Origin of the sequence: Burkholderia sp. Bp9090, assembly GCF_003857985.1 — a bacterium.
Classification (GTDB): Bacteria; Pseudomonadota; Gammaproteobacteria; order Burkholderiales; family Burkholderiaceae; genus Burkholderia.
In genome coordinates this window covers 20,049-43,945 of the sequence record NZ_QTPV01000044.1, presented here as the reverse complement: position 1 = coordinate 43,945, position 23,897 = coordinate 20,049, and the positions used below count along the sequence as shown (strand labels likewise).

The following is a 23,897-nucleotide window of genomic DNA, read 5'->3' as shown; positions in this document are numbered from 1 at the left end:
CAAGGCGGCCGTTGCCGGCGAGCACGGCCGGTTCGTCGAGCGCCGCGCCGGCCGTCACGAGTGTTTGGGGACGACCGCCGGACATGTCGGCGCCTCGAAGTGACGATCAGAACCGATGACGCAGCCCCAGATTGACCAGGGCCTGATTTTTCGTGCCGTTGTAGCCGTATGAACCGATCGACGCCTGTGCCGGCACCGCACCGCCGGCACCGTCCCCGGTATTCCCGCTTGCATGCTGATAAGCGGCCGTCATGTAGACATCCGTACGCTTCGACAGGTTGTAATCGGCACCGACGGATGCCTGGTGGTAGTTCGCCGAGGTGTCGCCGCCCGACTTCGTGAAGCTGTAGCCGACCCCGACGAGCAGCGCCGCGGACGCCTGATAGTTCAGGAAGCCCTGGGCGGTGTTGTAGTGTTCGTTCTTCGCGAACACCGATGCGCCGTCGCGTCGATACTGGGCGTTGCTGTAGCCGGCGCCCACGGTGAACGCGCCGATCACGTACTGACCGGCCACCCGAGCGATGCCGATGGAATGGGCCGTCTGGTAGCCGGTATTGATCGCGCCGTCGAACGTGCCGTCCGACGTGCTCGACCATGTCGTGCGGTTTCCCGTGACGGGATTCGCGTTGGCTGCATAGAAGTAGCCGCCGGCGAGACTCAGCGGACCGTTGGCGTACGACACGCCGGCCGAATACGACTGCTTCGAGCCGGTGCTGCCCGCGACACCGCCCAGCGAATACATCGCCTCGAACTGGAGTCCGGCGATGACGGGCGACGTGTATTTGACCGCGTTGTCGACGCGGAAGCTGTTGTCGTAGTTGTCGACATCACCGGCGGTGGCGAACACGCTGCCGAAGTAGTTGTCGGCGGTAATCGGCTGCACGAGGTCGATCAGCGGATCGTATTGGCGACCGAGCGTGAGCGAGCCATACTGGTTGCTGGTCAACCCGACATAGGCCTGGCGGCCGAAAATGCGGCTGCCCTGACCGAGGCCGCCCGTACTCGGATTGAAACCGTTTTCCAGCTGGAAGATCGCCGCCAGGCCGCCGCCGAGATCTTCCGAACCCTTGAGCCCCCAACGACTGCCCGACAGATTGCCGGCGCTGCTGTTGCCGAGCGCCCAAAGGTTCTTGCCGCCATCGGCGTTGCGCACGTACGTGAGCGACGTGTCGATCGTCCCGTAAAGCGTCACGCTCGACTGCGCGTGGGCTACGCCGCCCATCGTGACCGACGCGATCGCAAGGACAGGAAAAAATGCGTGTTTCATGGTCTCTCCTTTTGCAAGCATGCCTGCGTTCAAATGAACGGAAGCAGACTACATCGAGAGATTTATAGTGCGAAATTAAAATGGCGAGGTGTCTCAAAAAAATAACGGAGAGTGATGCATTTCGGTTCGTGCAGGCTGGTCGAATTGACGATGTCTTTGATCGAAGTGGAGTTTGCGGAGAGAAGGGAGGGTGATTTTTTTCGATGAATAAATGAGGGTGCGGCGGGATAACATAGTCGTGATACGCCAATGATTTGATTTAATCGGACTTCATGGTTTTTTGGGAGCGATTTTCGATTTTATTATTGGCGAGTCCGGGGCGAGCCGGCGCGGAGTCGGCACTCTCGTTCATCGTGCAGCCTCATCGTCCGGGGTATGTGCCGACTCTTCGGGAAACCGTGCCGAGGCGTATCGAAAGATCCGGGGCGAGACGTGCGGAGTCGGACCGGCAAGGAAACCGCATCGAGTGATGGTGGTGCAGACACGCTCATTTCCGAGGCTGGGGTGCAGTGCATTCTGCATGCTTGGTCTACAGGCGCTGCGGTATTAACTCATGGTTGTTCCGCAAGCGACATCATCCGGGAAGGAAGGCGTTTTCAAACTGCGTCCCACATTGGAAAATTCCCGGTTATGGGCGTTGAAGACGCAGGAATCAGTGGCCGGAAAATTCGAAGACGATGGCGAGCCGATAATCGCTGCACGATGAGCGAGATCGATGTGCGGGTCGACCGTCCGATCGAATGGTGTATGTAAAGCCTGTTCGACGATGCTTCACAGCGAGAGCAATCATCGCGACCGAAGTCATGCCGGCAGGAATTCGATTCCCGAGCGTGATTGGTTGAGGCGGGCGCCGCCAAGCGTCGGATGTCAACGCGCACGTCGTACGATCACGCCCGTGACAATTCGGTTTCCTTAGCGATTGGCAGGGCGATATCTCCGATTCGCGAGTTGCCGCATGCGCCTTCGAGCGGTCGACGACCCGGCAAGCATCACGATCGGCCGGCGGCAGAGTCGCATGTTCCGGAAACCGATGGCCCTGGTGATGTGACGCGCGGGCCGTGGCGCACGTCGGGTTTGATGTTACGAAATATTCGGGCATTCCCAGTCGCGCGGATTTATCTGCCGAAATTCGGCTATCATCGTCAAATAATATTTCGAATGCATCTGGAAGAATTTACTTAATATAGGCAAACGTTAAAGCGCTTGCCATCTATGATTTTTTCGTATCGCGCTTGCATGGTAAAGCTTGCAAGGTAATATCCCCTCCCGCAGAGGGAGGCATTGCGCATATTTTTTTGTCTCATCCCTCCAGCCGTCGAGGCGGCGGACAACGCGAACGCGTCGATTCCTTATGACCCATGCTGTAAGGATCTGTAAGGAACTGAACGCATGTTCTATTTCCGGAGTGAAACATGCGCTGCTCGTTGTGTTGCAAAAATGTTTCGTCAATGATCTGGATCAAATCTCCATGACTTTGTGCCGTCACGCCAGCTCCTATTCCTGATTATCAACAAATAATTGGTTCCATATCATCGCCTTGACTGATTCCGTCAACAATGAGGCGGGATCGGACACCGACGGATCGGCCGACGATTTAGCCGCATATGATGCGCTGCAGAAAATGCAAAAAATTGTTAAGAGGCCGAGATGATGCAAATAGCGCCGAACGAAACGACTACGGGGTTCAGAGTGAGTGGTGACCGGGGAAGAAGCGTCGGTCGTCGGCGGGACAGCGTCATCATCCTGCTGCTCGACGGATTTTCGATCATGCAAATGGGCCGGCTGGCCGCGGTATTCGAACTGGCAAATCAGCTCGAAGGCGTGAACGTCGCGTTTGCCGATCGCTATGAATTGCGGCTTTATTCCAGTCACGGCGGTGCCGTTCGTTCGTCGTCGGGTGTACAGATCTGGACGGAAGCGGCCCGCCCGCTCGATGCGAGCAGTGTGCAGGCCATGTTCGTGCTCGGTGGACAGGGGCGGGCAAGCGGCCTCGACGATGCGTTCATCAGCTGGTTGCAGCATGCCCATCAGCGCGCCCGCGTGGTCAAGGGCGACAATGCCGGCGCCGAAATGCTGACGGCGATTCGCCTGAACCAGAAAGTTCCGGAAGTCGTGCCGCAGGCGGTGCTTGCCGTTGGCGGTACGGGCGAATCGGGGCCATCCGACGACGATGGCGAAGGCATGTTCGCGGCCGCGTTGTCGATCGTCGTGCGTGACGCCGGCTACGAAGTCGCGCAAGAGATCGTTTCGTACATGATGCCGGGGGCGAACCGGAAATTTGCGAGCGTCCTGTTCGGGGCGCAGGAGGCGCGAGCCAGTGAATTGATTCGCGCGGCCGCTCAGCATCTTCGAGCCAACAGTGCGAATCGCATCTCGATCGCCAATGCTGCGCAGGCCGCTGCGATGAGCGAGCGGAATTTCCTGCGGCGCTTCAAGAACGAAATCGGCGTGACGCCAACCGAATTCGTGCTGCGGGTGCGGCTCGAAAAGGCATGCTCCATGCTGGTCGAGACGGATTTGCCCGCCGACAAGGTCGCGCGGCGGGTCGGCCTCGGTAGTGGAGACCGGCTGGCCAAGCTGTTCCGTCAGCATCTGTCGATGTCGCCGACGGAGTATCGCGCGGCCGCTCGGGACAGAATGTTCGCGTCGGTCGGCGGCTCGGACATTCGCAACGGTACATCGTCGCTTTGATGCCCGCGCCGGGCTAACGACCGGCGTCGGGTAGTCGATTTGTCCGCCGGAGCAGCGTTCGCCCGATTTCAGGCGGACGTGCCGAAGTAGGTTCGCGTATTCGAATGGACCGTTTGGTCGGCGACGATCTCGTCGGCGGTCGCCCATCGGTAGGCAGTGTGCTGGGCATTCGGCAGCGACACGAGGTCGAACTTGCCCCGGAGCTTGTATCCCATCACCACATAGTGCGTCGAGATGCCCGGTTCGCCGCCAAAGTTGTCTTCGTAGAGATGATCGTAGATGCCGATCAGTTCGGCATCCGCACGTTCCAGACCGCTACATCCGAGTTCGTCGCGCGCGATGCGATTGAACGCATCGTCGAGACGCTCGTTCTTGCGAATCCGGCCGCCCGGCACGAACCAGAAACCCTGCGCGGGACGATTGACACGGTGACCGAGTAGATACGCGCCATCGCCGTTCGAGATGATCAGGTCGATCGCAACGAGCGGGGTTGCGTCGACGACGCGCAAGAAAGTGTCCAGCGGAAGCATGGCGGATGGGCTCCTGGAAGTCTGTCGAAGTGCACCGGCATCGTTGCGCGTTCGAGGCGACTCGGTCACGACGATGACATGCCGGCTTCGGCGATGAGCGAACGTTGAATGTCCGTCTGCACGAATCTCATCATGGCCAGTCGAGGTTGCGCTCGTCGGCCAAAACACCGAAGCAATCCGCCAATTGCAGGAAGCGGATCGGGCGTGACGGCGCAATGCCCGTCGAGAAACGTGTGCGCGTGCATCAATACATTTTCATTCGGCCATGATCGTGGTCGAAGCCGCCATCTCGTTTTGAAACGGTCGATTCGACGTTACGCTTTTGTCTGGCCTTTCGAGGAGACGCGTTCACCCCGGAACTCTCCTCGGAATTTTGCCTGCGTGCCGTGTGGCACGCAGGCCTTTTTATTCATCACGGGTCGAGCTGCACGTACGGTGAATGTCAGTCGCCGTCGTTCGAGTCGTGGATCCGCAAGACGATCCGTGTGGCCTGGCTTCGAACATTACGAAGCAGTGCGAACATTCTTGCACGCGCGCGGTGCTTCGCGTCGCGCGCCGCCCGGAGGAAACGTACGGTAACCGGTTGGCGGAATCGTCGGATCAATTGTCATGTCCGGCATGCTGCATTGCAATGTACGCTATCGGCATCGAACCGCGCGCCATCTGATGCGCGGTATCTCGCCGAAAACGGAGCATCGCCGCCATGAACGTCGCGCTTCTTATCTTCTCGAGGATTTGCTTCGTCTGGATTCTCGTCTACCTCGTCTTCAGCACCGCGTCCGGCCTTTGGGCCGGCGCACGACATGGTCAGGGGCTGCTGCTGCTCGAATTTCAGTCGCGCCGGGCCCGCGGCTCGCGTGAGGTGGCGCGAGCTAGAATCTTGAAAAGGATGGCGCTGTCGGCGCTGTTCGCGCTACCCGTGGCGATTGCGTCGCTCGTTGCGAGCGCGGTTATGTCGTAGACGCCCGGCTCGCATGTGCGTCGTCATGCGGCTGGAGCGAGTACCGGCCGGCTCGAACAAAAAAATACAAGGAACTGAAGGGGCGGCGGATTGCTGCATCGCGTCGTCAGCGCGTTTCGCCAGGCGCCGGGCTGGCGGATCCGGGCTAATCGGCCTTGCGCGGCACCCGTGGCCGAATACGACGCATCGATGCAGGCTGATCGTCAACGACGCCGATCGCGTTGCGCCACCGCACTGTCGAGTCCCAAGGCCGAATCGACTGCTCCACGACGATGCCCGTCTGCACATGATCATGTCGCACCACATTGCTTGCTGTCGCAATTCATGCACGAAGGTGCCGCGCATCTTGCCGAACGCCTGACCGCCCCGTGGGGCGCACCACGACGCTTCGATCACCGAACGACTGCCGTCGGATATCACTCGCTCGTCATGCGAGCGACGCTGTTTCTGCAAGCTCTTCGTCATCCGTTTCGCTGCCGCGAGGTAGTCGGAAACCGCCAACATTTGGCCGATCAGGGAATTCCCGCAGACTAATCCGACGACTGTTTGTTCGAATCGGCCAGTGTTTAAACGCCATTCGGCGCCCTCGGTATGATGCGTCGCAACGGAGTAAAAAACGACGACCGAAGTTGATTGGACTGATTGTCCGAGAGCACGCCATGACGCACACGAGTGTCGATCATTCGGGAGATGAAGCGGCAGCAGATGTTGGGGGAAAGCGGTCACGCAGGAATCGGGATATCGGCGTTGTCGTCTTCGACGGGTTCTCGTTGTTTGCGGCGGGCGCGGTATTCGAGGTGTTCGAAGTAGCCAATGAAATCTATGCGCCGCGCGCGACAGGGCTTCCGCTGTACGACATTCGCTTCTATTCGTCGAAAGGTGGAAACATCGTCTGGTCGTCGGCCATCAGCGTGCGGACATTCGCATGCGATGCGGGCTCGGCGCACGCATTCGATGCGCTCTTCGTCGCGGGTGGCGAAGGTGCGAGGCGCGCGTCGCGCGACGCCCGGGTGATCGACTGGTTGCGGATCGTGCTGCCGAAGGCGGGCATGGTCGAGACGATCGGCGAAGGCAGGATGTTGATCGATGCGGCGCTGAATGGCTCGCACGTGATCGATGCAGTGGATGCGGTGCGCGTGGGTCGCGGCGGCTACGAGCCGGCAAGAGCCGCATTGGCGCTCATCGAACGTGACCTGGGTGGCGACGCGGTGCGAGGCATTGTGGCGCGGCTCGCGCTGGGCGACGCATTCGAGCCGGCCGAGCAGGAGGGTGAAGTGCGCAATGGCACGCCTGCCGATCGGGTCCGCGCGACGGCGAGCTGGTTGCGCAAGAACTGTGGAAGAGCCATATCCGTCAGCGATGCAGTGCGGGTTGCTGCAATGAGCGAACGGAACTTCCTGCGCCATTTCAAGCAGGAAATCGGCATGACGCCGTCCGAATTTCTGCTGCGGGTTCGCCTGGAGCGCACGGTGCAGATGTTGATGGAAACCGAATTGCCGATCGGCACGATCGCACGGCAATGCGGGTGGGGGAACGGTGATCGCCTGGCCAAGATTTTTCGGCGACACCTCGACGTGACACCCTCGGAATACCGGTTCCAGGCACGCTCGAGCCAGACGGAACTGGAGTTGTAGAGAAGGCTGGATAAGCTTCGGCGAAGGGACGGAGCTCATTCCCGGATTTTCAGATCGAATTATTGCCTGAGAGAATAGGAGTGCAGATTATGTCGGCATCCATCGAAACAGAGCGCGGCGAAACAGCACCGGTCGGCTCCGGTCGCAGCGACGCAGTCGACGTGAAGGTCAGCGTCGCGCCCGTCGTTCTCGCGGGCGGATCGGGGTCGCGCTTGTGGCCCATGTCGCGCGAACAGTATCCGAAGCAGTTGATCGGCGTACTGGGTGCGGATTCTCTGCTGCAGGCAACCGTCCAGCGCATGACGGGCTTTTCGATCGAGGAAGGCGGTGTGTCGGCGCCCATCGTCGTTTGCGGCGACGAGCATCGTTTCGTCACGGCGGAGCAGCTCCGGGCCAGCGGCCTCGATGCCCGCGTCATCGTCGAGCCGGCCCGGCGCGATACGGCGCCCGCACTGACGCTGGCGGTCGCTGCCGCCAGTGCGGACGGGAAGGACGCGATCGTCGTCGCGATGCCGGCCGATCACGCCATTGCCGATACCGCCGCGTTTCATCGTGCGATTGCACTCGCGGTGGAGCATGCGCGGCGCGGTGCGATCGCGACGCTTGGCGTGCCGCCGACCCGGCCCGATTCGGGGTTCGGCTACATCAAGATCGGCGAGGCCCTTGGCGCCGGTGCGCACCGCATCGAGCGATTCGTCGAGAAGCCGGCCGCCGAACTCGCGGCGCAGTACGTCGAATCGGGCTCGTACTGGTGGAACAGCGGCATTTTCGTCGTGCGCGCGAGCGTCTGGCTCGACACGTTGCGCACGCTCCAGCCCGATATGCACGCCGCATGCCTCGCGGCACATGTACACGGCAAGCACGATGGTCCTTTCTTCCGGCCGCATGAGGATGCCTTTCTCAAGTCGCCGTCGGATTCGATCGACTACGCGGTGATGGAACGCCTCGTGTCCGACACGAGCCTGGTGGAGGGCGTGGTCGTGCCGCTCGATGCGGGCTGGTCGGATCTCGGCTCGTGGGATGCGGTTTGGGAGGCGCTCGACAAGGATGCGGACGGCAACGTCGGGCGCGGCAAAGTCGTGTTCGAAGGTGCGACTTCGAGCTTCGTGCATTCGGAAGGGCGGCTCGTCGCATGTGTCGGCATGACCAATGCGGTGGTGGTCGAAACCGCCGACGCGGTGCTGGTGGCGGACCGCTCGCGCGTCCAGGACGTAAAGGGCCTCGTGAACCGGATCCGCGCGCAACAGGCGCCGGAAGCCGACACGCACCGGAAGGTGCGCCGCCCGTGGGGCTACTACGACTCGATCGATCACGGCGCCCGATTCCAGGTGAAGCGCATCGTCGTGCATCCGGGCGGACGATTGTCGCTCCAGCTGCACCACCACCGTGCCGAGCACTGGATCGTCGTGAGCGGAACTGCGCTCGTTACCCGCGGCGACGAGCAATTCATGCTCGGCGAAAACGAGTCCACCTTCATTCCGCTTGGTGTGACGCATCGGCTCGAGAACCCGGGAAAGTTGCCGCTCGAGCTCATCGAAGTGCAATCGGGATCGTATCTCGGCGAGGACGACATCGTGCGGTTCGACGATACGTACGGGCGTGCGTAATGCCCCGATTCGACTGTGATCGTTGGCGTCAGACGGGAGATTGAAATGTTCGGTCTACAAGGCTTGATGGCTCGACTCGTGGATATCGCGTTGATCGTCGCCGGCTCGTTGCTTGCGTCGCAATTTCGCTATCAGACGGTTTCCGAGGGGCACTTCGACAGCGCGCTCGTCACGTTCGCGATCGCGTTCACGCTGGTGCTGTTTCCGGTATTCGGCGTGTACGAATCGTGGCGGGGACGGTCGATGCTGAGGTTGAGCGGGAAGATCTCGCTCGCGTGGCTCGTCGTTCAGGCGTGCGGGATCGTGTTGATGTTCTCGCTCCATCGCTCGGACGTGATTTCCAGGCTGTGGTTCGTGTACTGGACCGCGATGACTGGGGGCGCACTGATCGCGTCGCGAATCGGCACGCATCTGTTTCTGCGCAGTGTTCGTCATGCGGGCATCAACCTGCGCAGTGTCGCGGTTGTAGGACACGCTCAGCACTGCCAACAGGTGGTTCGAAACATCGAGGAGTCGCCGGCGAGCGGATTCCGGCCGGCGGCTGTATTCGACCTGCGCCCGGTTGCCGCGAATGCTTCGCATCGCTTGCCGGTATTCACGGAGCTCGACGCGTTCGCGCAGTTCGTCCGGGAGAACGGTGTCCAGGAAATCTGGCTCGCGCTGCCTTTGTCGGAGGAGGCGACCGTTCTGCGGTTCGTCAATACGTTCGGCGACGATCTCGTGAACATCCGCTTCATTCCCGACGTGCGCAGCGTCGCGCTGTTCGACGGCGCGATGATCGACCTCATCGGCGCGCCGGCGATCAATCTCGTGGCGTCGCCGCTTCCGCGTCATGCGATGTGGCAGAAGGAGGTGTTCGATCGCCTGTTCGCCGCAGTCGCGCTGGTGGCGCTGATGCCGCTGATGGTGCTGATCGCCATCGCGGTGAAGTTGTCGTCGCGCGGGCCGGTGTTCTTCAAGCAATACCGCAAGGGTGCGGACGGGCGCAAGTTCCAGATCCTGAAGTTCCGCACGATGCGCGTGCACGCCGAACAGGCTGGCGTGGTCACGCAGGCGACGAAGAGCGACTCGCGCATCACCCGTGTCGGACGCTTTCTCAGGCGAACCAGTCTGGACGAGCTGCCGCAGTTTCTCAACGTGCTGCGCGGGGAGATGTCGGTGGTCGGGCCGAGGCCGCATGCGATCGAGCACGATCGGCTTTATCAGAAAGTCGTCGACGGGTACATCCATCGCTATCGGATCAAGCCGGGGATCACCGGATGGGCCCAGGTGAACGGGTATCGCGGGGAAACCGATCGTCTCGAGAAGATGCAGAAGCGTGTCGAGTATGACCTCTATTACCTGCGGAACTGGTCGTTCGCGCTGGATATGCGGATCGTGTTGGCGACGGTGGCGAAGGGGTTGGTGAATGCGAATGCTTACTGAGCGGGTTTCGACGTCGTGATTTGTCGCATCTCTAAACATAAACCGGGGAAGACGAGATGAGATGTATTTGGGATCGGCGCGAAAGCCGGGCAGCGGAATTTCGCCGTCATGGCGCCCGAATCGTGATCGGTGCAACGATGAGCGCGGTGCTGTCGGCGTGTGCTGTGGCGCCGGGTATGCGTATGTCGTCGCAAGCGACATTGCCGGTGACTGCTGGCGATGAAAACACGTCGCAGCAGGAACTTCATATTCCGATTACTGATATCAACATGGCGTTGATTCAGGAGATGCGCGAGGAGGGGAAACGGACAGGCGAAACGCAGTTTGAAGACCTGATAGGAAAACCGGAGCCGTACACGCTCGGCGTGGGTGACGTATTGCAGATCACGGTCTGGGATCACCCCGAACTTGCTGTTGCACAGGGTGCGCAAACGTCGACGAACTCACGGCCGAACGACCCTGTTCAGGGCTTCGTCATCGACGATAACGGCAACGTACAGGTTCCATACGCCGGCAACGTGCATGTTTCCGGTATGCGTATCGAACAAGCTCAACGCGCCGTCCAGTCCGCGTTGCAACGCGTTTTTGTGAGGCCGCAGGTTTCGGTGCGCGTCTCTTCGTTCCGGGCGAAGCAAGTTTACGTCGACGGAGAAGTCCATACACCCGGTGTCGTGGCAGTCAATGATGTCCCCATGACGTTGAACGAGGCGATCAACCGAGCGGGCGGATTCAATCCAACGGCAGACCAGAGCCGGATGGTTGTCGTGCGGAATGGCAAGTCGTACCGGATCGACCTCACGCGGATGCTGGACCGAAACGTGAATCCCTCGAGAATTTTGCTTAGAAACGGGGATCTGCTACGCATCGTCTCACGAGAAGACAACGGTGCTTTCGTCATGGGCGAAGTCAACAAGCCAATTACGGCACTGCCGTTGAGGAACGGACGGCTCACGTTGAGTGATGCACTCTCCCAGGCTGGCAGTGTGAATAGCGCCAGTGCGGATGCTGCTCAGTTGTACGTGATTCGCGGAGCGTCGGAAGCCAACCCTCAGGTTTTTCATCTCAATGCTCGCTCGCCAGTTTCGATGGTGCTAGCGAACCAATTTGAACTGCAGCCAAAGGATGTCGTGTATGTCGACGGTAACGCGCTGGTGCGTGTCAGTCGCGTGCTGAGCCTGCTGCTGCCCGCAATCAATGCAGGTTTGACCGGCGCAGTGTTGGCGAAATGATCGACAACATCCTCGTCGTGTGTGAAGGGAACATTTGCCGGAGCCCGATGGCGCAAGCGCTGCTGGCCCGGGAATTGCCGTCGGCTCGAGTTGGATCAGCTGGATGTTCGGCGCTGGCAGGGCGGCGCGCAGATCCACTGGCCGTCGAATTGATGGCTGAGCGCGGTATTGACCTTGGTGAACACATCGCAATCGATTTGAACCTGCAGCACATGCGGTCAGCGGACCTGATTCTCACGATGACGGAGAGCCAGCGAAGAAGAATCGAAGCCGGCTATCCATTCTCGAAGGGCCGAGTTTTTCGTATCGGCGAGTTCGAAAAGATCGACGTTATCGATCCATACCGGCGAGGACGATCGGTTTTTGAATTGGCGCTGAATCAAATCGAAAAGAGTATGAAGCGTTGGGTTGACAAAATGAATCGGATCAAGAATTGACTATGGAATCCGTAAATAAATCCAGAATAATCGACGTGCAAGACGGTGACGAGATCCATCTGTCTGACTATGTCGCTGTCGTCGCGGAGAACTGGAAACTCATTTCCGCGATTGCTGCCTTTGTACTTCTACTCGGGACGGTCTACGCATTTGTTGCGAGACCGGCCTATCGTGCCGACGTGATGATTCAGGTCGAAGATAGCGCTAACTCGACGCAGAATGCGTTGGGCGAGCTGGCATCGATTTTCGATACGAAGCAAACCGCCGACGCCGAGATCGAGCTGCTTCGTTCCCGTCTCGTCGTTGGTCACACGGTGGAGGCGCTGCATCTGGATATTTCGGTCCAACCGCGCTATTTACCGGTGGTTGGGGCGATGCTGGCACGCATCGCAGGAAGCAAGAAACTGGCATCCCCCTGGTTCGGATTGACACACTTCGCATGGGGAGGGGAAAAAATCGAAGTCTCCCGGTTCGAGGTGCCAAAGGAACGCTACGGTGCCAGGTTCGAGCTGATTGCCCGGGATGAAGGCCACTACGAACTCGTGAACCCGGAGGGTGATGTCGTTCTGAAAGGGACGGTCGGCCGGGTTGAGCATGGCGTTGATCAATACGGCCCGGTGGAGTTGACGGTCGAAAGTCTTCGTGCGCGACCAAACACGGACTTCGTTCTCAGTCGCGCATCGACACAGGCGACGATCAAGCAATTGCAGGACAGTCTCGTAATTGCCGAGAAGACCAAGCAATCGGGCGTGATCGGTGCATCGCTCGACGGCCCGGATAGTGCACGGACAGCCAAGATCCTCAACACGATCGCATCCACGTATGTGCAACAGAATATCGATCGAAAGTCGGCTGAGGCGGAGCACACGCTTGCGTTTCTTGATCAACAACTGCCGCAGTTGCGCAAACAGCTTGACCAGTCAGAAGACAAATACAATGCTTTTCGCAACAAAAAAGGTACGGTCGATCTAACCGAAGAGAGCCGACTTTTGCTGCAACAGATCGTCGAAGGCAAGACCAAGCTCGTCGATCTGGAACAGCAACGTGTCGAAATGGCTCAACGCTTTACGGGCGAGCACCCCGCGCTAGCAGGGTTGAATGCACAGATAGCAACACTCAACGAACAGCAGGATCGGTTGAACAAGCGCGTGCTGACGCTTCCGGATACCGAGCAGTCTGCACTGCGTCTGTTGCGCGATGTGCGCGTGAATACCGAGCTCTACACGAGCTTACTGGACAATGCGCAGCAACTTCGCATCGTCAAGGCAGGGCAAGTCGGTAACGTTCGTGTCGTCGATTTCGCAGTGGTAGCCGATGAACCGGTGAAGCCTAAGCGCCCGCTCGTCGTCGTGTTGGCCGGGTTGCTCGGGCTCGTAATCGGTACTGTGACGGCGTTCGCGAAGCATGCACTGTTTGGCGGTTTGAAGCATAGCGACGAAATCGAGAAAGCCATCGACTTGCCCGTATATGCGACGATCCCGCACAGCCAGGCACAGATCAACCTGCAACAAGCAATGGATCGTGGGCTACCTGGCCCCCACGTGCTGGCGTCGCTCGAGACCGAGGATCTGGCGACCGAAGGGATTCGCAGTCTGAGAACGGCATTGCAGTTCGGATTGCTGGATGCTTCCAATAACGTGATCGTGATAACCGGCCCTCGGCCGGACGTCGGAAAGTCATTCGTGTCCGTGAACTTGTCGGCCGTTATCGCAAGCAGCGGTACCCGCGTGCTTCTGATCGATGCGGACATGCGTCGCGGCAACGTTCACTCGTATCTCGGGGTGTCAAAGCAGCCCGGGTTATCCGATGTCATTACGGGGTTCAATCTTGACGAGGCAATCCAGCGTGACGTCGTGACGGGCGTCGATCTGCTTCCGAAGGGGTCTTTGCCACCGAATCCGGCCGAGCTATTGCTGAGCGATCAGTTCAAGACGCTCCTCGATGAAGTGTCGCGACGCTACGATCTTGTCATCGTCGATACACCACCCGTCCTGGCGGTCACCGACTCCACGGTGATCGGACGGTATGCCGGTGCGACGCTACTCGTCGTTCGTCATGGACAGCACCCCCGCGCAGAACTCATCGAATGCGCAAACCGCTTGCGTGGTGGCGGAGCGGCGCTGAAGGGCGCGTTGTTGACCGACGTACCGCGGCACCGATTCGGCTACGGCAGCTACTACTCCGGGTATTACGGATACGAAAGCGTTTCAGAGTGAACAACATCGCGGAATGTGTTTGAAATCGACACGTGCGGCACGTCCAATTGGGAGTATCGAATCATGAATCGTAAAGTTGCTTTAATTACCGGCGTGACAGGGCAAGACGGCTCGTATCTTGCAGAACTGCTGCTGAACAAGGGCTACGAAGTGCATGGCATCAAGCGTCGCGCTTCACTGTTCAATACCGACCGGATCGATCATCTCTATCAAGACCCGCATGTATCCGACCGGCGCTTCGTGCTGCATCATGGTGACTTGACCGATTCGACGAGCCTCGTGCGCATTATCCAGCGTGTGCAGCCGGACGAGATTTATAACCTCGCCGCTCAGAGTCACGTCGCCGTTTCGTTCGAGGAACCGGAATATACGGCGAATGCCGATGGTATCGGCGCGCTGCGGATCCTTGAAGCAATCCGGATTCTCGGGCTCGAGAAGAAGACCCGCTTCTATCAGGCATCGACGTCGGAGCTTTACGGTCTCGTGCAGGAGATTCCGCAGAAGGAGACGACGCCCTTCTACCCGCGCAGCCCGTATGCGGTCGCGAAGATGTACGCGTACTGGATCACCGTCAACTACCGTGAGGCATACGGCATTTATGCGTGCAACGGCATCCTGTTCAACCACGAATCGCCAGTGCGCGGCGAGACCTTCGTGACGCGCAAGGTCACGCGTGCGATCGCACGTATTGCAGCCGGCCTGCAGGATTGCTTGTACCTTGGAAACATGTCGGCGTTGCGCGACTGGGGCCATGCGCGCGACTACGTCGAAATGCAGTGGATGATGCTGCAACAGGAGCAGCCAGAAGACTTCGTTATCGCGACGGGCGTGCAGTACAGCGTCCGGGAGTTTGTCAAGCACGCGGCTGCTGAACTCGGCATTACCGTGCGATTCGAGGGTGAAGGCGTCAGCGAGGTGGGTATCGTCGAAAAGGTGGAAGGCTCGGAAGCAAAAGTGACGCCTGGCACTGTGATCGTCCGTGTCGATCCGCGCTACTTCCGTCCGACTGAAGTCGAGACGTTGCTGGGTGACCCCACCAAGGCTCACGAAAAGCTGGGTTGGAAGCCGACCACTTCGTTCGAATCGTTGGTCACTGAAATGGTACGTGCGGACTATCAGGTTGCAAGACGCGATGCGCTGGTGACCCTCGCCGGCTTCAAGACATTCGAATACAACGAGTGAGCGTCATGGACAAGGACACTCGAATCTTTGTGGCCGGGCACAGGGGCATGGTCGGCTCGGCCATCGTGCGCAACCTTGAGGCGAAAGGCTATCGCAACGTGGTGACGCGTCGTCGTTCCGAACTCGACTTGACCGATCAGGCCGCCGTGGAAGCCTTCTTCCGCGACGGTGCGATCGATGTCGTGGTGCTTGCGGCGGCCAAGGTGGGCGGAATTCTGGCGAACGACACTTATCCAGCCGATTTTCTATACCTTAACGTGATGATCGAGGCCAACGTGATTCACGCCGCCTATCGGGCCGGGATTCAGCGCTTGGTATTCCTCGGGTCATCGTGCATCTATCCGCGGGAATGTCCGCAGCCGATCAAGGAAGAGTATTTGCTGACCGGGCCGCTGGAAAAGACGAACGAGCCGTACGCAATCGCAAAGATTGCCGGCATCAAGCTTTGCGAGTCGTACAACCGGCAATACGGGACGAAGTACGTGTCGCTGATGCCAACAAACCTGTACGGCCAGAACGACAACTATGACCTGAATAATAGCCACGTGTTGCCCGCATTGCTGCGCAAGGCGCACCAGGCGAATCTCGAAGGGAAGGACAAGCTCCAGGTGTGGGGAACCGGTCGCGCGCGCCGTGAATTCCTGCACGTCGATGACATGGCTGAGGCGACAGTCTTCGCTTTGGAGAGGGACATCGATTCGAGCCTGTACAACGTGGGATGCGGAGCGGATGTCACGATCGAGGAGCTGGCGCGCGCCGCTATGCGAGCAGTGGGATTCGACGGGCGTATCGAATTCGACGCGACGAAGCCCGATGGCACGCCGCAGAAACTGCTCGACGTCAGCAAGTTGGCCGAGTTGGGATGGACTGCGAAGATTGGTCTCGACGAAGGACTGGCCTTGACCTACCGCGATTTTCTCCAGCGTCCCGAAGCGCGGATGACTGAACGGGTTTAAGCGGGTAGAGACGGCAAACCACGATGATGCGATTTGACGAGAGCAGCGCGACCTGGGTGTTCGCGCAACAAGGTGTGTCGCGCCTACTGGTGGCGTTCAAGTTCTTTCTTTTGGCACGCTTGTTGGGGCCGGAGTCGATCGGTCTGATTGCCGCGGCCCTGATGGCTCTGTCGATTGCGGAATCTCTCACCGAAATGGGATTGAGTCATGCGCTGATCCAGCAACGTGAGTTGCTGGATCAGCGCAGCCTGGATGCATTATGGACGGCAAATGCAGTGCGGGGCACGATCCTCTCAGTCGTGTTGTTCGTGACTTCGGCGCCGATCGCGCGCCTGATGAGCATTCCGGAGAGCACGACGCTGTTGCAACTTGTCGCGCTGGTGCCGTTTGCGCGATGCATGGCAAGCATGCGCGTTGCGATCGCCCAACGCGAAAGACGGTTTCGCACGGTCGCGCTGTTGACGACGACATTCGTCGTCGTTGACTTCGTGATGTCCTGTGTTGCGGCATTCGCCTATCACGACGTGGTATGGGTGCTTGCGGCGCTTCCGCTGGCCGAGTTACTGAAGGCTATCGCGTCGCACGTCGTGTTTTCCACACGACCGCGTCTGAACTTCGACACGGCGCCGCTTGGTGAGGTCATGGGGTTTGGCCGCTGGGTCTGGGCGAGCAGCTTGTTGACGATGGTCGTCAACCAACTTGATCGGCTTATCACGGTCAAGACCTTTGGCGTACAGACTCTGGGTCTATACCAGACGGCGAGTCGCCTTGCCCAATTTGGCGTGGCCGATTTCGGTATTGCACTTAACCAGTACCTGTTTCCGAACTTTGCCGAATTGGCCCGGAGAGATAAAGAGCATGCGGTAAGGTATGCATTGGCCCTGTTTAGCCATCTGGGCGCGATCGGCTTGGTGCTTGCGACATTCCTTTGCGTGGCGGCGCCGGACATCGTCAGTTTGACTCTCGGCAGCCAGTGGAGCGGCGCCGTGCCATTTTTCCGGATCTTTGTCTATTTGATGGCGGTGGGCGTGCTCGTCGGTCTGCTCAACGCATATCTTCGTGGAACGGGGCGGCCGAGTCGGGTCACGGTTGCCACATCGATACAACTGGTCGTGTTGCTAGGTCTATCTGCTATTGCAGTACCTTTGCTTGGTGCGATTGGTGTCGCACTTGCGTCTGCTATTTCGGTTTTTGTCTGCTGCTTGATCATGCTTCGGGAAATGATTACCGACGCGCGTGGCGAATTACGGGAGTTGTGGCCGCTCGCTACCATCGGAGTACCGATTTCAGGGTTGATTATATTGCTCGGATATCTGTTGTCGGAGATCCCGTACCACGTGGTACCGATCGGATTCTTGAGCGCTGCTGCAATCGTTTTGCCCCTGCAAAAATTGCGGGCGGGCTTTTCGCTGTCTGCTTGAGGAGACTCGGCCATGCGAATTCTCCATATTGTTTTGACGCCACGGCATTCAGGCGCGGAAGTCCTTGCGTGCAGCTTGGCGGACGCACACGCCGGGCATGGCGCAGTCACGGGCATCGCGGCGTTAAATCCGGCCGATCCGGATTTCGAGAAAATTATTGATCCGCTTGTACAACGGGGTGTCTGGTACACGAGCCCGCAACATGTGTCTGGACGTCTAGAGCGATTGCGCTTGATCAACCGCGCATACCGCGAATTCCAGCCGGACATTGTCGTCGCGCATTCAGTGATTCCGGCCGCGTATGCCCGGGCGGTGGCGAGATTGTCGGGCGCTTCCATTCCGGTCGTCAGCGTGCTGCACTCTGCGACGAACGACGACTATTCGAATGCAGGATTGCGTACTTCAGAATATCTGTTGCGCTTCGCGGCGGCGGCGGTTGTAACCGTGACCGACACTGCTCGCGACAACTACAGAAAGCGATTCGGTAGCGTGGGCCGGCTCGAGACGATTCCGAACGGTACGCAGATTGATCGTTTTCGTTTCAATCCGGCCGAGCGCTACAGGCTGCGCCGTGCCTTGCAGGCGGGTGAGAAACAGATAGTTCTGTTGCAAGTCGGTCGCGTTGCGCGAGTGAAGGGGCAAGTGTCCAGCGTACTGGCGCTCAAGCGGCTCGTGGACGCTGGCCACGATGTCGTGCTTTGGTTCGCCGGCCTGACGGAGACCGAGGAGTATCGCCAGGAAGTGGTCGACACAATCGCCGAACTGAGTCTCGAGCACCATGTCTTGTGGCTGGGCAGCCGGTCGGACGTGCCTTCGCTTCTGTCCGCGGCGGATGTCTACCTGATGCCCTCGCTGCGCGAGGCACACAGCGTTGCAATGATCGAGGCGCTAGCCAGCAGCATTCCGGTCGTCGCGTCGAATATCGATGCGTTTGCGAAGCTGAACGGGTTTGAAGGAATCCGATGTATTCCTGTGTCTGACAGCGTGAGTTACGCGGCGGCGATCGAATCATTCATCACGCATCAGACGCGGTTCAAGCGGGATCTCAGCGCTTTTTCCGTTAAACGTGTAGCCGAACGGTATTTTGATCTCTTCAAGCAGATCTTGATGCGTAATGACTTCAGGACAGAACGTGCGTAGGGGAACGGAATGGCGACATTGATGATTGTCGAACCTGACGCGACCGGTCACCGTATGGTGCTGTACGTTCGCTTGATCGTGGCTGAGGCGCTTGCCCGTGGACTGAAGGTCGTTATGCTGACCAGCACCGAAGCTACGCGTCACGACGCATGTAAAGCGCTGTTGTCTGAATTCGGCGACCGGTTGAAGATCGCAACGATGCCAGACGTGCCGCCAGCGGGGACGGGTCGGTTCGAGTTGTTCCGCTTGCAGTACCGATGGATTCGTGCGTTTGAGGCGGGCTATCGAACCGTGTCCGGGTACGAGAAGATTGATTTCGTATATGTGCCTTTCTTCAACAACATCGATAAGGTGATCGGCTGGTTTGGATCACCATTCGGCGATACGCCGTTCGGCGGGATGTTGTTGGCTGCAAAGTTTCATCATGCGGCGTCCGGCATTATCGGCGAGCACGGCAAGCAGGATACTGTTAACAAGTTCTTTTTTGACCGTGCGCTCAAGACGCGAAATCTTGCCGTGCTGACATCGATCGACGAGCCGCTAGCCGAATTTGTCGGCCGAACGATGAAGCGCCATTCCGCTAAGGTTCGCTACGTTCCCGACGTGTCCTTCATCAGGCAACCCGCAGAACGATCGGCGGCGCGTTTGATTCACGGCCTCTCGCCCAGCGATTTCGTGATCTTGCTGTATGGCTCGGTTAGCCCTCGCAAAGGGCTTGCGAAGCTGTTGAAGTTGTTTGACGCACCAGATCTGCCGTCGCATTTCCGTGTGCTGATGATGGGCGCACAGAATGCGGAAGCGAAGCGGATGATCGCCGAGTATCTTGAGCGTCGGCCGGAGCGGAAACACCAGGTTATTTCTGTCGATCGCTTCGTGACGGATCTTGAGGAAGGGCAGGCCTTCGCCTGCGCAGACGTGGCGTGGTTGTGCTACGAGAACTTCAGTGGAATGAGCGGTGTGTTGATTCAGTCGGCGCAGGCTGGCGTGCCGGTTGTGACGGCAGGCTACGGACTAATTGAACACTATCGAGAGCGCTACTTGCTAGGCGTTCGTTGGAACGATTTTGTCACGGATGGACCGGGCGAGGTGCGTTTCAATTGGTCAAGCCTTATCGACAGCGTGGCCGCGATGAGCGGATCGGGGCGGCTGCGTGCGTTCGCGATGGCACATACGCCGGGGGCTTTTGGACGCAACGTCGTTAATGCGATTGCTACATCGCAGAACTGGACCTTCGACGAAGTGGATTGTTGGGTTTCGTGAGTCGAGTTGATCATTTGGACGGGACAGTGACGAACCACAAAACATCGAATCGGAGTGATAACGGCGCGGGCACAGCCACTCAGTTTGCGTTGAAGCATACGGTCTATTACGTGCAACCGTTGATTGCCCGATATCGGGTTGAGGTTATCGTGGCGCTCAGACAACGCTTCAACGTGAAGGTCTTCGCGAGTTCCGTCGGGGTCGAGTCGCGAGGGTTTTCGCGCGAACGTCCCGAATGCGAAGAGTTCGTCGAAACGCCGATCAACAATGTGTTTCGCAAGCGCGTCAAAATCCAGACAAGGGTCGTGCCGCGCATCATGCGCGAGCGGCCGGCAGCTGTGTTCATCTTCGCCGATGTGACTTACGTTTCGTTGTGGCTGGCATTGGTCGTTGGTCGTCTGACGCGCGTTCCGATGGTGATTCACGGACAAGGACTTTACCGTTACGAGAAACCTGGCCTGTTGCGTACCCTTTGTTATCGCGCCGCGGTCGCACTTTCCTCACATTACGTCTGCTACGCGGAGGTATCGAAGCGTTCACTCGAGCGCATTGGTTGCCCGCCATCGAAGCTTACCGTCGCGAGCAATTCGCTCATGGTCGAACGGACGGTCTCGCCGTCGGAGAAGACTGGTACCGAACAAGGCGTGCTGTTCGTCGGGAGGTTGCGCGAGGGCTGCAACGTAGAAATCCTGATCCAGGCCGTGGAAGCGCTCGTGAGCGAGGGACATTGTATTGTGCTGCACGTCGTTGGTGACGGCGAGCAACGAGCCCGCTTGCAGGACAAGTATGCGGGGAGAGCTCACGTGATCTGGCACGGAGGGATTTTCGATGACGGCGAGATCGCCGCGATCAGCAGAAAGTGCCGGATTGGCTGCTATCCGGGCGCTGCCGGCTTAAGCGTCGTACATATGTTCGGCCTCAGTCTGCCGCCCCTGGTGCATGACCGGCTGCCGATGCACATGGGCCCTGAGCCGGAAAATGTGGAGCCCTTCGAGACCGGATTTCTCTATGCTCAGGACGGCGGGGCGGATGCGTTGGCAGCGGCTTTGACCGAGATCTGGAATTTGCCGCCGGAGATCGTTCGCAACACGGCTTCGCGTGCGTTTGCGAAATATCATCAGCTCAACTCGCCGAGTTTGGGCCAGAGACTGGCGGATATCGTTGATAGAGTGATCGAAGCATGACGCACGACACCGAGACAGAGTATTCCGATCGCCTTGGCGATCGATCGACCTATCAGGATTTGAGTCGCTTTGCTGTACCGAGCGGCTTCCGAGGACGCAGCATGGTGATCGTTCAACTCTGGTGGATCTGCCAGTCGATCCTGTTTCGGGCATCACCGCAATTCATGTATGGCTGGCGGCGATTCCTATTGCGGTTATTCGGCGCGCGAGTCGGGAAGGGCGTGCTGGTCCGACCGACGACCGTGGTGACGTACCCATGGAAAGTAACGCTAGGCGATCACAGCTGGATCGGGGACGATGCGGTGCTATACAGCTTGGGTCCGATCGAGGTCGGTGCGCACGCGGTTGTCTCGCAGCGCTCGTATTTGTGTGCTGGTGATCACGATCCTACTCGTGTTGACTTCGCAATTCGCAGCCGATCGATCCGCATCGAGGAACAGGCGTGGATAGCCTCGGATGTATTCGTCGCCCCAGGTGTGACTGTCGGCCGCGGCGCTATCGTTGGCGCACGAAGCTCGGTGTTTTCGGATATGGACGAAGGGATGATTTGCGTCGGAACCCCTTGTCGACCGGTCAGGCGCAGGGTGTCGCAATGATCGCTTGATAGATGATTCGAATTCCGCATTGGGGTCGAACGTATCGAAATTGTTGATATAAAGGTGCCTTGTGAAAAGTATGGGGTTAACAGTCAAAGCAATCGGCGAACGCGCGCCAGTTGCGAACGTTGCCGTTGTAACCTCGTCAGTGTCACGCAATGCCGGCGGCTTGTTCGATGCAGTTAGGGGGTTGGTTCTGCAGTTGCCCGATGCGGGGATCTCGCCGCATGTTTTCGGCTTGGAAGATAACCACACACTGGAGGATCGTGCGGAGTGGGGCGCGATTCCGCTGACTACCTCGAAGCCTCTGGGACCGAAATCCATAGGTTTTGCTCCCGCGATGCGTCAGGCCCTGTTGAGTTCCGGAGCGGAACTCGTGCATACGCACGGCATCTGGATGCACCCATCGGCGGATGTTGTTGCGTGGCGGCGCAGATACGGCAAGCCGTACCTGATCTCGCCGCACGGAATGCTGGATCGCTGGATTCTGAATCGCTCCAAGATCAAGAAGTGGATCGCGTTGACCGGTTATGAACGCGCGCATTTACGGGGCGCTGCTTGCTTTCATGCACTGAGTTTGGAGGAGGCGCGCGGCATTCGCGCAGCCGGGTTCGAACAGCCGATCGCGATCATACCGAACGGTGTGCATATGCCCCAGACGGAGGTGCGAACGAAGCCGTCGTGGTGGAGCGATAACCTTGAGGGCAAACGGTTGTTGTTGTATTTCGGGCGCTTGCATCCAAAGAAGGGCTTGGACAATCTTTTGCTCGCGTGGAAAGCGACGTTTCAGGATGGAACGCTGGACCCGCGCCTGGTGCTGATTGTCGGCGGCTGGGGGGACCAGGCTTATATCGATCACTTGCATCAGATCGTCGAGGCACGGGGAGCGGATTACCAGGTTCGATTCATTGGGCCGCAATTCGGTGGGGCGAAACAGCAGACCTATGCGGCCTGTCAAGGGTTGATCTTGCCGTCGTTCAGCGAGGGTCTGCCAATGGTCCCGCTGGAAGCATGGTCGCTAGGCGTGCCGTGCGCACTGACGGACGCATGCAATCTGCCGGAAGGATTTGATGCCGGGGCGGCGTTCAGAATCGGGGCGGATGTCGACAAGATCAAGCAGTTTCTGGTGAAGTTCGGCGCGGCGGATGAGAGAACACTGAGCGAGATTGGGGAGCTCGGACGGATGATGGTCGCGGAGCGGTTTATCTGGCGCAGCATCGCGGAACGGATGGCTGCAGTGTATCGCTGGTTGCTTGCGGAAGGGGAGAGGCCGGAGTGGGTAGTAGACGGGGCTGTTTAAGAACGTCTTCCGTCTATCGGTCAGGTCGAATTCGAGCGCAAACCACCGATGCACCGGACGCAGCGAAAAATAGCAGGCAGGCGACGGATTCCGCCAAGATTTAGGCGGACGCCGCCATTCATAATCGGACACCATGCAGAAATATGCCGCGTCGCTGCACCGGATGCGATGGGACACGCTTCTGAATAGTGGGTCACATGGTTCATACCTAGCTGCCACTCGGCGATAGGGATCAAGCCCTAGCCTCACGCTAGATTACGCATCATTACACTCGTACGTTATGCTTCATACGGGCTGCCATCTCACGCAAGCAGACATATCGAAATAATCGGTTTATGAAAACCCCGCAACCGGGCTGAGACTGATCATCACTCCGAGTGGAAGAGAAAATTCGGTTTACTTGCAGCGGAAAAAATATGCACATATGTAAGAAAATCTCCTGCATTTTCCTAACGCTTGGAATTTTCTTGGCGAACGGTACGGCGGTAAACGCACAAAGTGGATCAAATAAAGGGCAAACGCGACGCCAATGGAGTAATGTTGCAATGCCTGCGGGGACATTGACATCTCCGCAGTTGGGAGCTGCACACGGAATTGATGGTAGGCCAACAGGTGTTCCTGGCCGCAATAATGGCAAAGCTTCGGCGAGCAGCGGCCAGGCACGGAACTCAATAAGTACCTCCCGGGCCCCCGCAAACCCGTTGCTCGGTGCACCGAAAGATTACGACGAGCGGTATAGCGCGAATCTCGGTGAGGAGCTTGGTGGAAAGCAATTCGCTGACTCGTCGGAAGGTTACAGCCGAACGCCGGTGGAGCGATTGCTCTCGCCAGAATCCGCCACGCGTGTTGCTAACTACGCCG

At 58.7% G+C, this 23,897-nt stretch carries 18 protein-coding genes; 16 read left to right on the top strand and 2 right to left on the bottom strand.

The features are described 5' to 3' along the window. Window positions 1-106 precede the first annotated feature (106 nt). Window positions 107-1,267: a porin gene (locus DIE16_RS29455; protein WP_124489102.1), complete on the bottom strand. Its 1,161-nt coding sequence runs from the start codon at window positions 1,265-1,267 to the stop codon at window positions 107-109. 1,647 nt (window positions 1,268-2,914) lie between these two features. Here DIE16_RS29455 and DIE16_RS29450 point away from each other — a divergent pair. Continuing rightward, on the top strand, window positions 2,915-3,958 hold the full coding sequence (locus DIE16_RS29450) for a GlxA family transcriptional regulator (RefSeq protein ID WP_185640906.1): 1,044 nt from the start codon (window positions 2,915-2,917) through the stop codon (window positions 3,956-3,958). Between the two features lie 68 nt (window positions 3,959-4,026). Here the strand turns inward: DIE16_RS29450 and DIE16_RS29445 are convergent, their stop codons facing one another. Continuing rightward, window positions 4,027-4,488 carry a GDP-mannose mannosyl hydrolase gene (locus DIE16_RS29445; RefSeq protein WP_059681343.1) on the bottom strand — a complete coding sequence of 154 codons (462 nt, stop codon included), beginning with the start codon at window positions 4,486-4,488 and terminating at the stop codon, window positions 4,027-4,029. A gap of 703 nt (window positions 4,489-5,191) precedes the next feature. Between DIE16_RS29445 and DIE16_RS29440 the strand changes: the two genes are divergently transcribed. The 15 genes from DIE16_RS29440 (at window position 5,192) to DIE16_RS29370 (ending at window position 23,036) form a co-directional block, all read left to right on the top strand. After that, on the top strand, window positions 5,192-5,449 hold the full coding sequence (locus DIE16_RS29440; RefSeq protein ID WP_044846981.1) for a hypothetical protein: 258 nt from the start codon (window positions 5,192-5,194) through the stop codon (window positions 5,447-5,449). Between the two features lie 659 nt (window positions 5,450-6,108). Then, window positions 6,109-7,083, top strand: a complete 975-nt coding sequence (locus DIE16_RS29435; RefSeq protein ID WP_124893936.1) for a GlxA family transcriptional regulator — start codon at window positions 6,109-6,111, stop codon at window positions 7,081-7,083. Window positions 7,084-7,172: 89 nt separating this feature from the next. Continuing rightward, window positions 7,173-8,690 carry a mannose-1-phosphate guanylyltransferase/mannose-6-phosphate isomerase gene (locus tag DIE16_RS29430; protein WP_124893935.1) on the top strand — a complete coding sequence of 506 codons (1,518 nt, stop codon included), beginning with the start codon at window positions 7,173-7,175 and terminating at the stop codon, window positions 8,688-8,690. Window positions 8,691-8,735: 45 nt separating this feature from the next. Further along, window positions 8,736-10,115, top strand: coding sequence for an undecaprenyl-phosphate glucose phosphotransferase (locus DIE16_RS29425; RefSeq protein WP_124489099.1), 1,380 nt, complete (start codon window positions 8,736-8,738; stop codon window positions 10,113-10,115). Window positions 10,116-10,252: 137 nt separating this feature from the next. After that, window positions 10,253-11,344: a polysaccharide biosynthesis/export family protein gene (locus tag DIE16_RS29420; RefSeq protein ID WP_260427351.1), complete on the top strand. Its 1,092-nt coding sequence runs from the start codon at window positions 10,253-10,255 to the stop codon at window positions 11,342-11,344. Further along, window positions 11,341-11,781, top strand: a complete 441-nt coding sequence (locus DIE16_RS29415; RefSeq protein WP_124489097.1) for a low molecular weight protein-tyrosine-phosphatase — start codon at window positions 11,341-11,343, stop codon at window positions 11,779-11,781. Before DIE16_RS29420 ends, DIE16_RS29415 begins: the two co-directional genes overlap by 4 nt. A 2-nt stretch (window positions 11,782-11,783) precedes the next feature. Then, window positions 11,784-13,997, top strand: coding sequence for a polysaccharide biosynthesis tyrosine autokinase (locus tag DIE16_RS29410; protein WP_124893934.1), 2,214 nt, complete (start codon window positions 11,784-11,786; stop codon window positions 13,995-13,997). A 63-nt stretch (window positions 13,998-14,060) separates the two neighbouring features. Beyond that, window positions 14,061-15,179: a GDP-mannose 4,6-dehydratase gene (gmd, locus tag DIE16_RS29405; protein ID WP_124893933.1), complete on the top strand. Its 1,119-nt coding sequence runs from the start codon at window positions 14,061-14,063 to the stop codon at window positions 15,177-15,179. A gap of 5 nt (window positions 15,180-15,184) precedes the next feature. Then, window positions 15,185-16,135 (top strand): GDP-L-fucose synthase, encoded by a 951-nt coding sequence (locus DIE16_RS29400; protein WP_124893932.1) that lies wholly within the window; start codon window positions 15,185-15,187, stop codon window positions 16,133-16,135. Window positions 16,136-16,158: 23 nt separating this feature from the next. Beyond that, window positions 16,159-17,556: an oligosaccharide flippase family protein gene (locus tag DIE16_RS29395; RefSeq protein WP_257775641.1), complete on the top strand. Its 1,398-nt coding sequence runs from the start codon at window positions 16,159-16,161 to the stop codon at window positions 17,554-17,556. A gap of 12 nt (window positions 17,557-17,568) precedes the next feature. Then, window positions 17,569-18,696 carry a glycosyltransferase family 4 protein gene (locus tag DIE16_RS29390; protein ID WP_124893931.1) on the top strand — a complete coding sequence of 376 codons (1,128 nt, stop codon included), beginning with the start codon at window positions 17,569-17,571 and terminating at the stop codon, window positions 18,694-18,696. Between the two features lie 9 nt (window positions 18,697-18,705). Next, window positions 18,706-19,956, top strand: coding sequence for a hypothetical protein (locus DIE16_RS29385; RefSeq protein WP_124893930.1), 1,251 nt, complete (start codon window positions 18,706-18,708; stop codon window positions 19,954-19,956). A gap of 26 nt (window positions 19,957-19,982) precedes the next feature. Next, window positions 19,983-21,140, top strand: a complete 1,158-nt coding sequence (locus tag DIE16_RS29380; protein WP_124893929.1) for a glycosyltransferase — start codon at window positions 19,983-19,985, stop codon at window positions 21,138-21,140. Further along, complete coding sequence (locus DIE16_RS29375; RefSeq protein ID WP_124893928.1) at window positions 21,137-21,736, top strand: putative colanic acid biosynthesis acetyltransferase; 600 nt, start codon at window positions 21,137-21,139, stop codon at window positions 21,734-21,736. The genes DIE16_RS29380 and DIE16_RS29375 overlap by 4 nt, the downstream gene beginning before the upstream one ends. A 79-nt stretch (window positions 21,737-21,815) precedes the next feature. After that, on the top strand, window positions 21,816-23,036 hold the full coding sequence (locus DIE16_RS29370) for a glycosyltransferase (RefSeq protein ID WP_124893927.1): 1,221 nt from the start codon (window positions 21,816-21,818) through the stop codon (window positions 23,034-23,036). Window positions 23,037-23,897 lie beyond the last annotated feature (861 nt).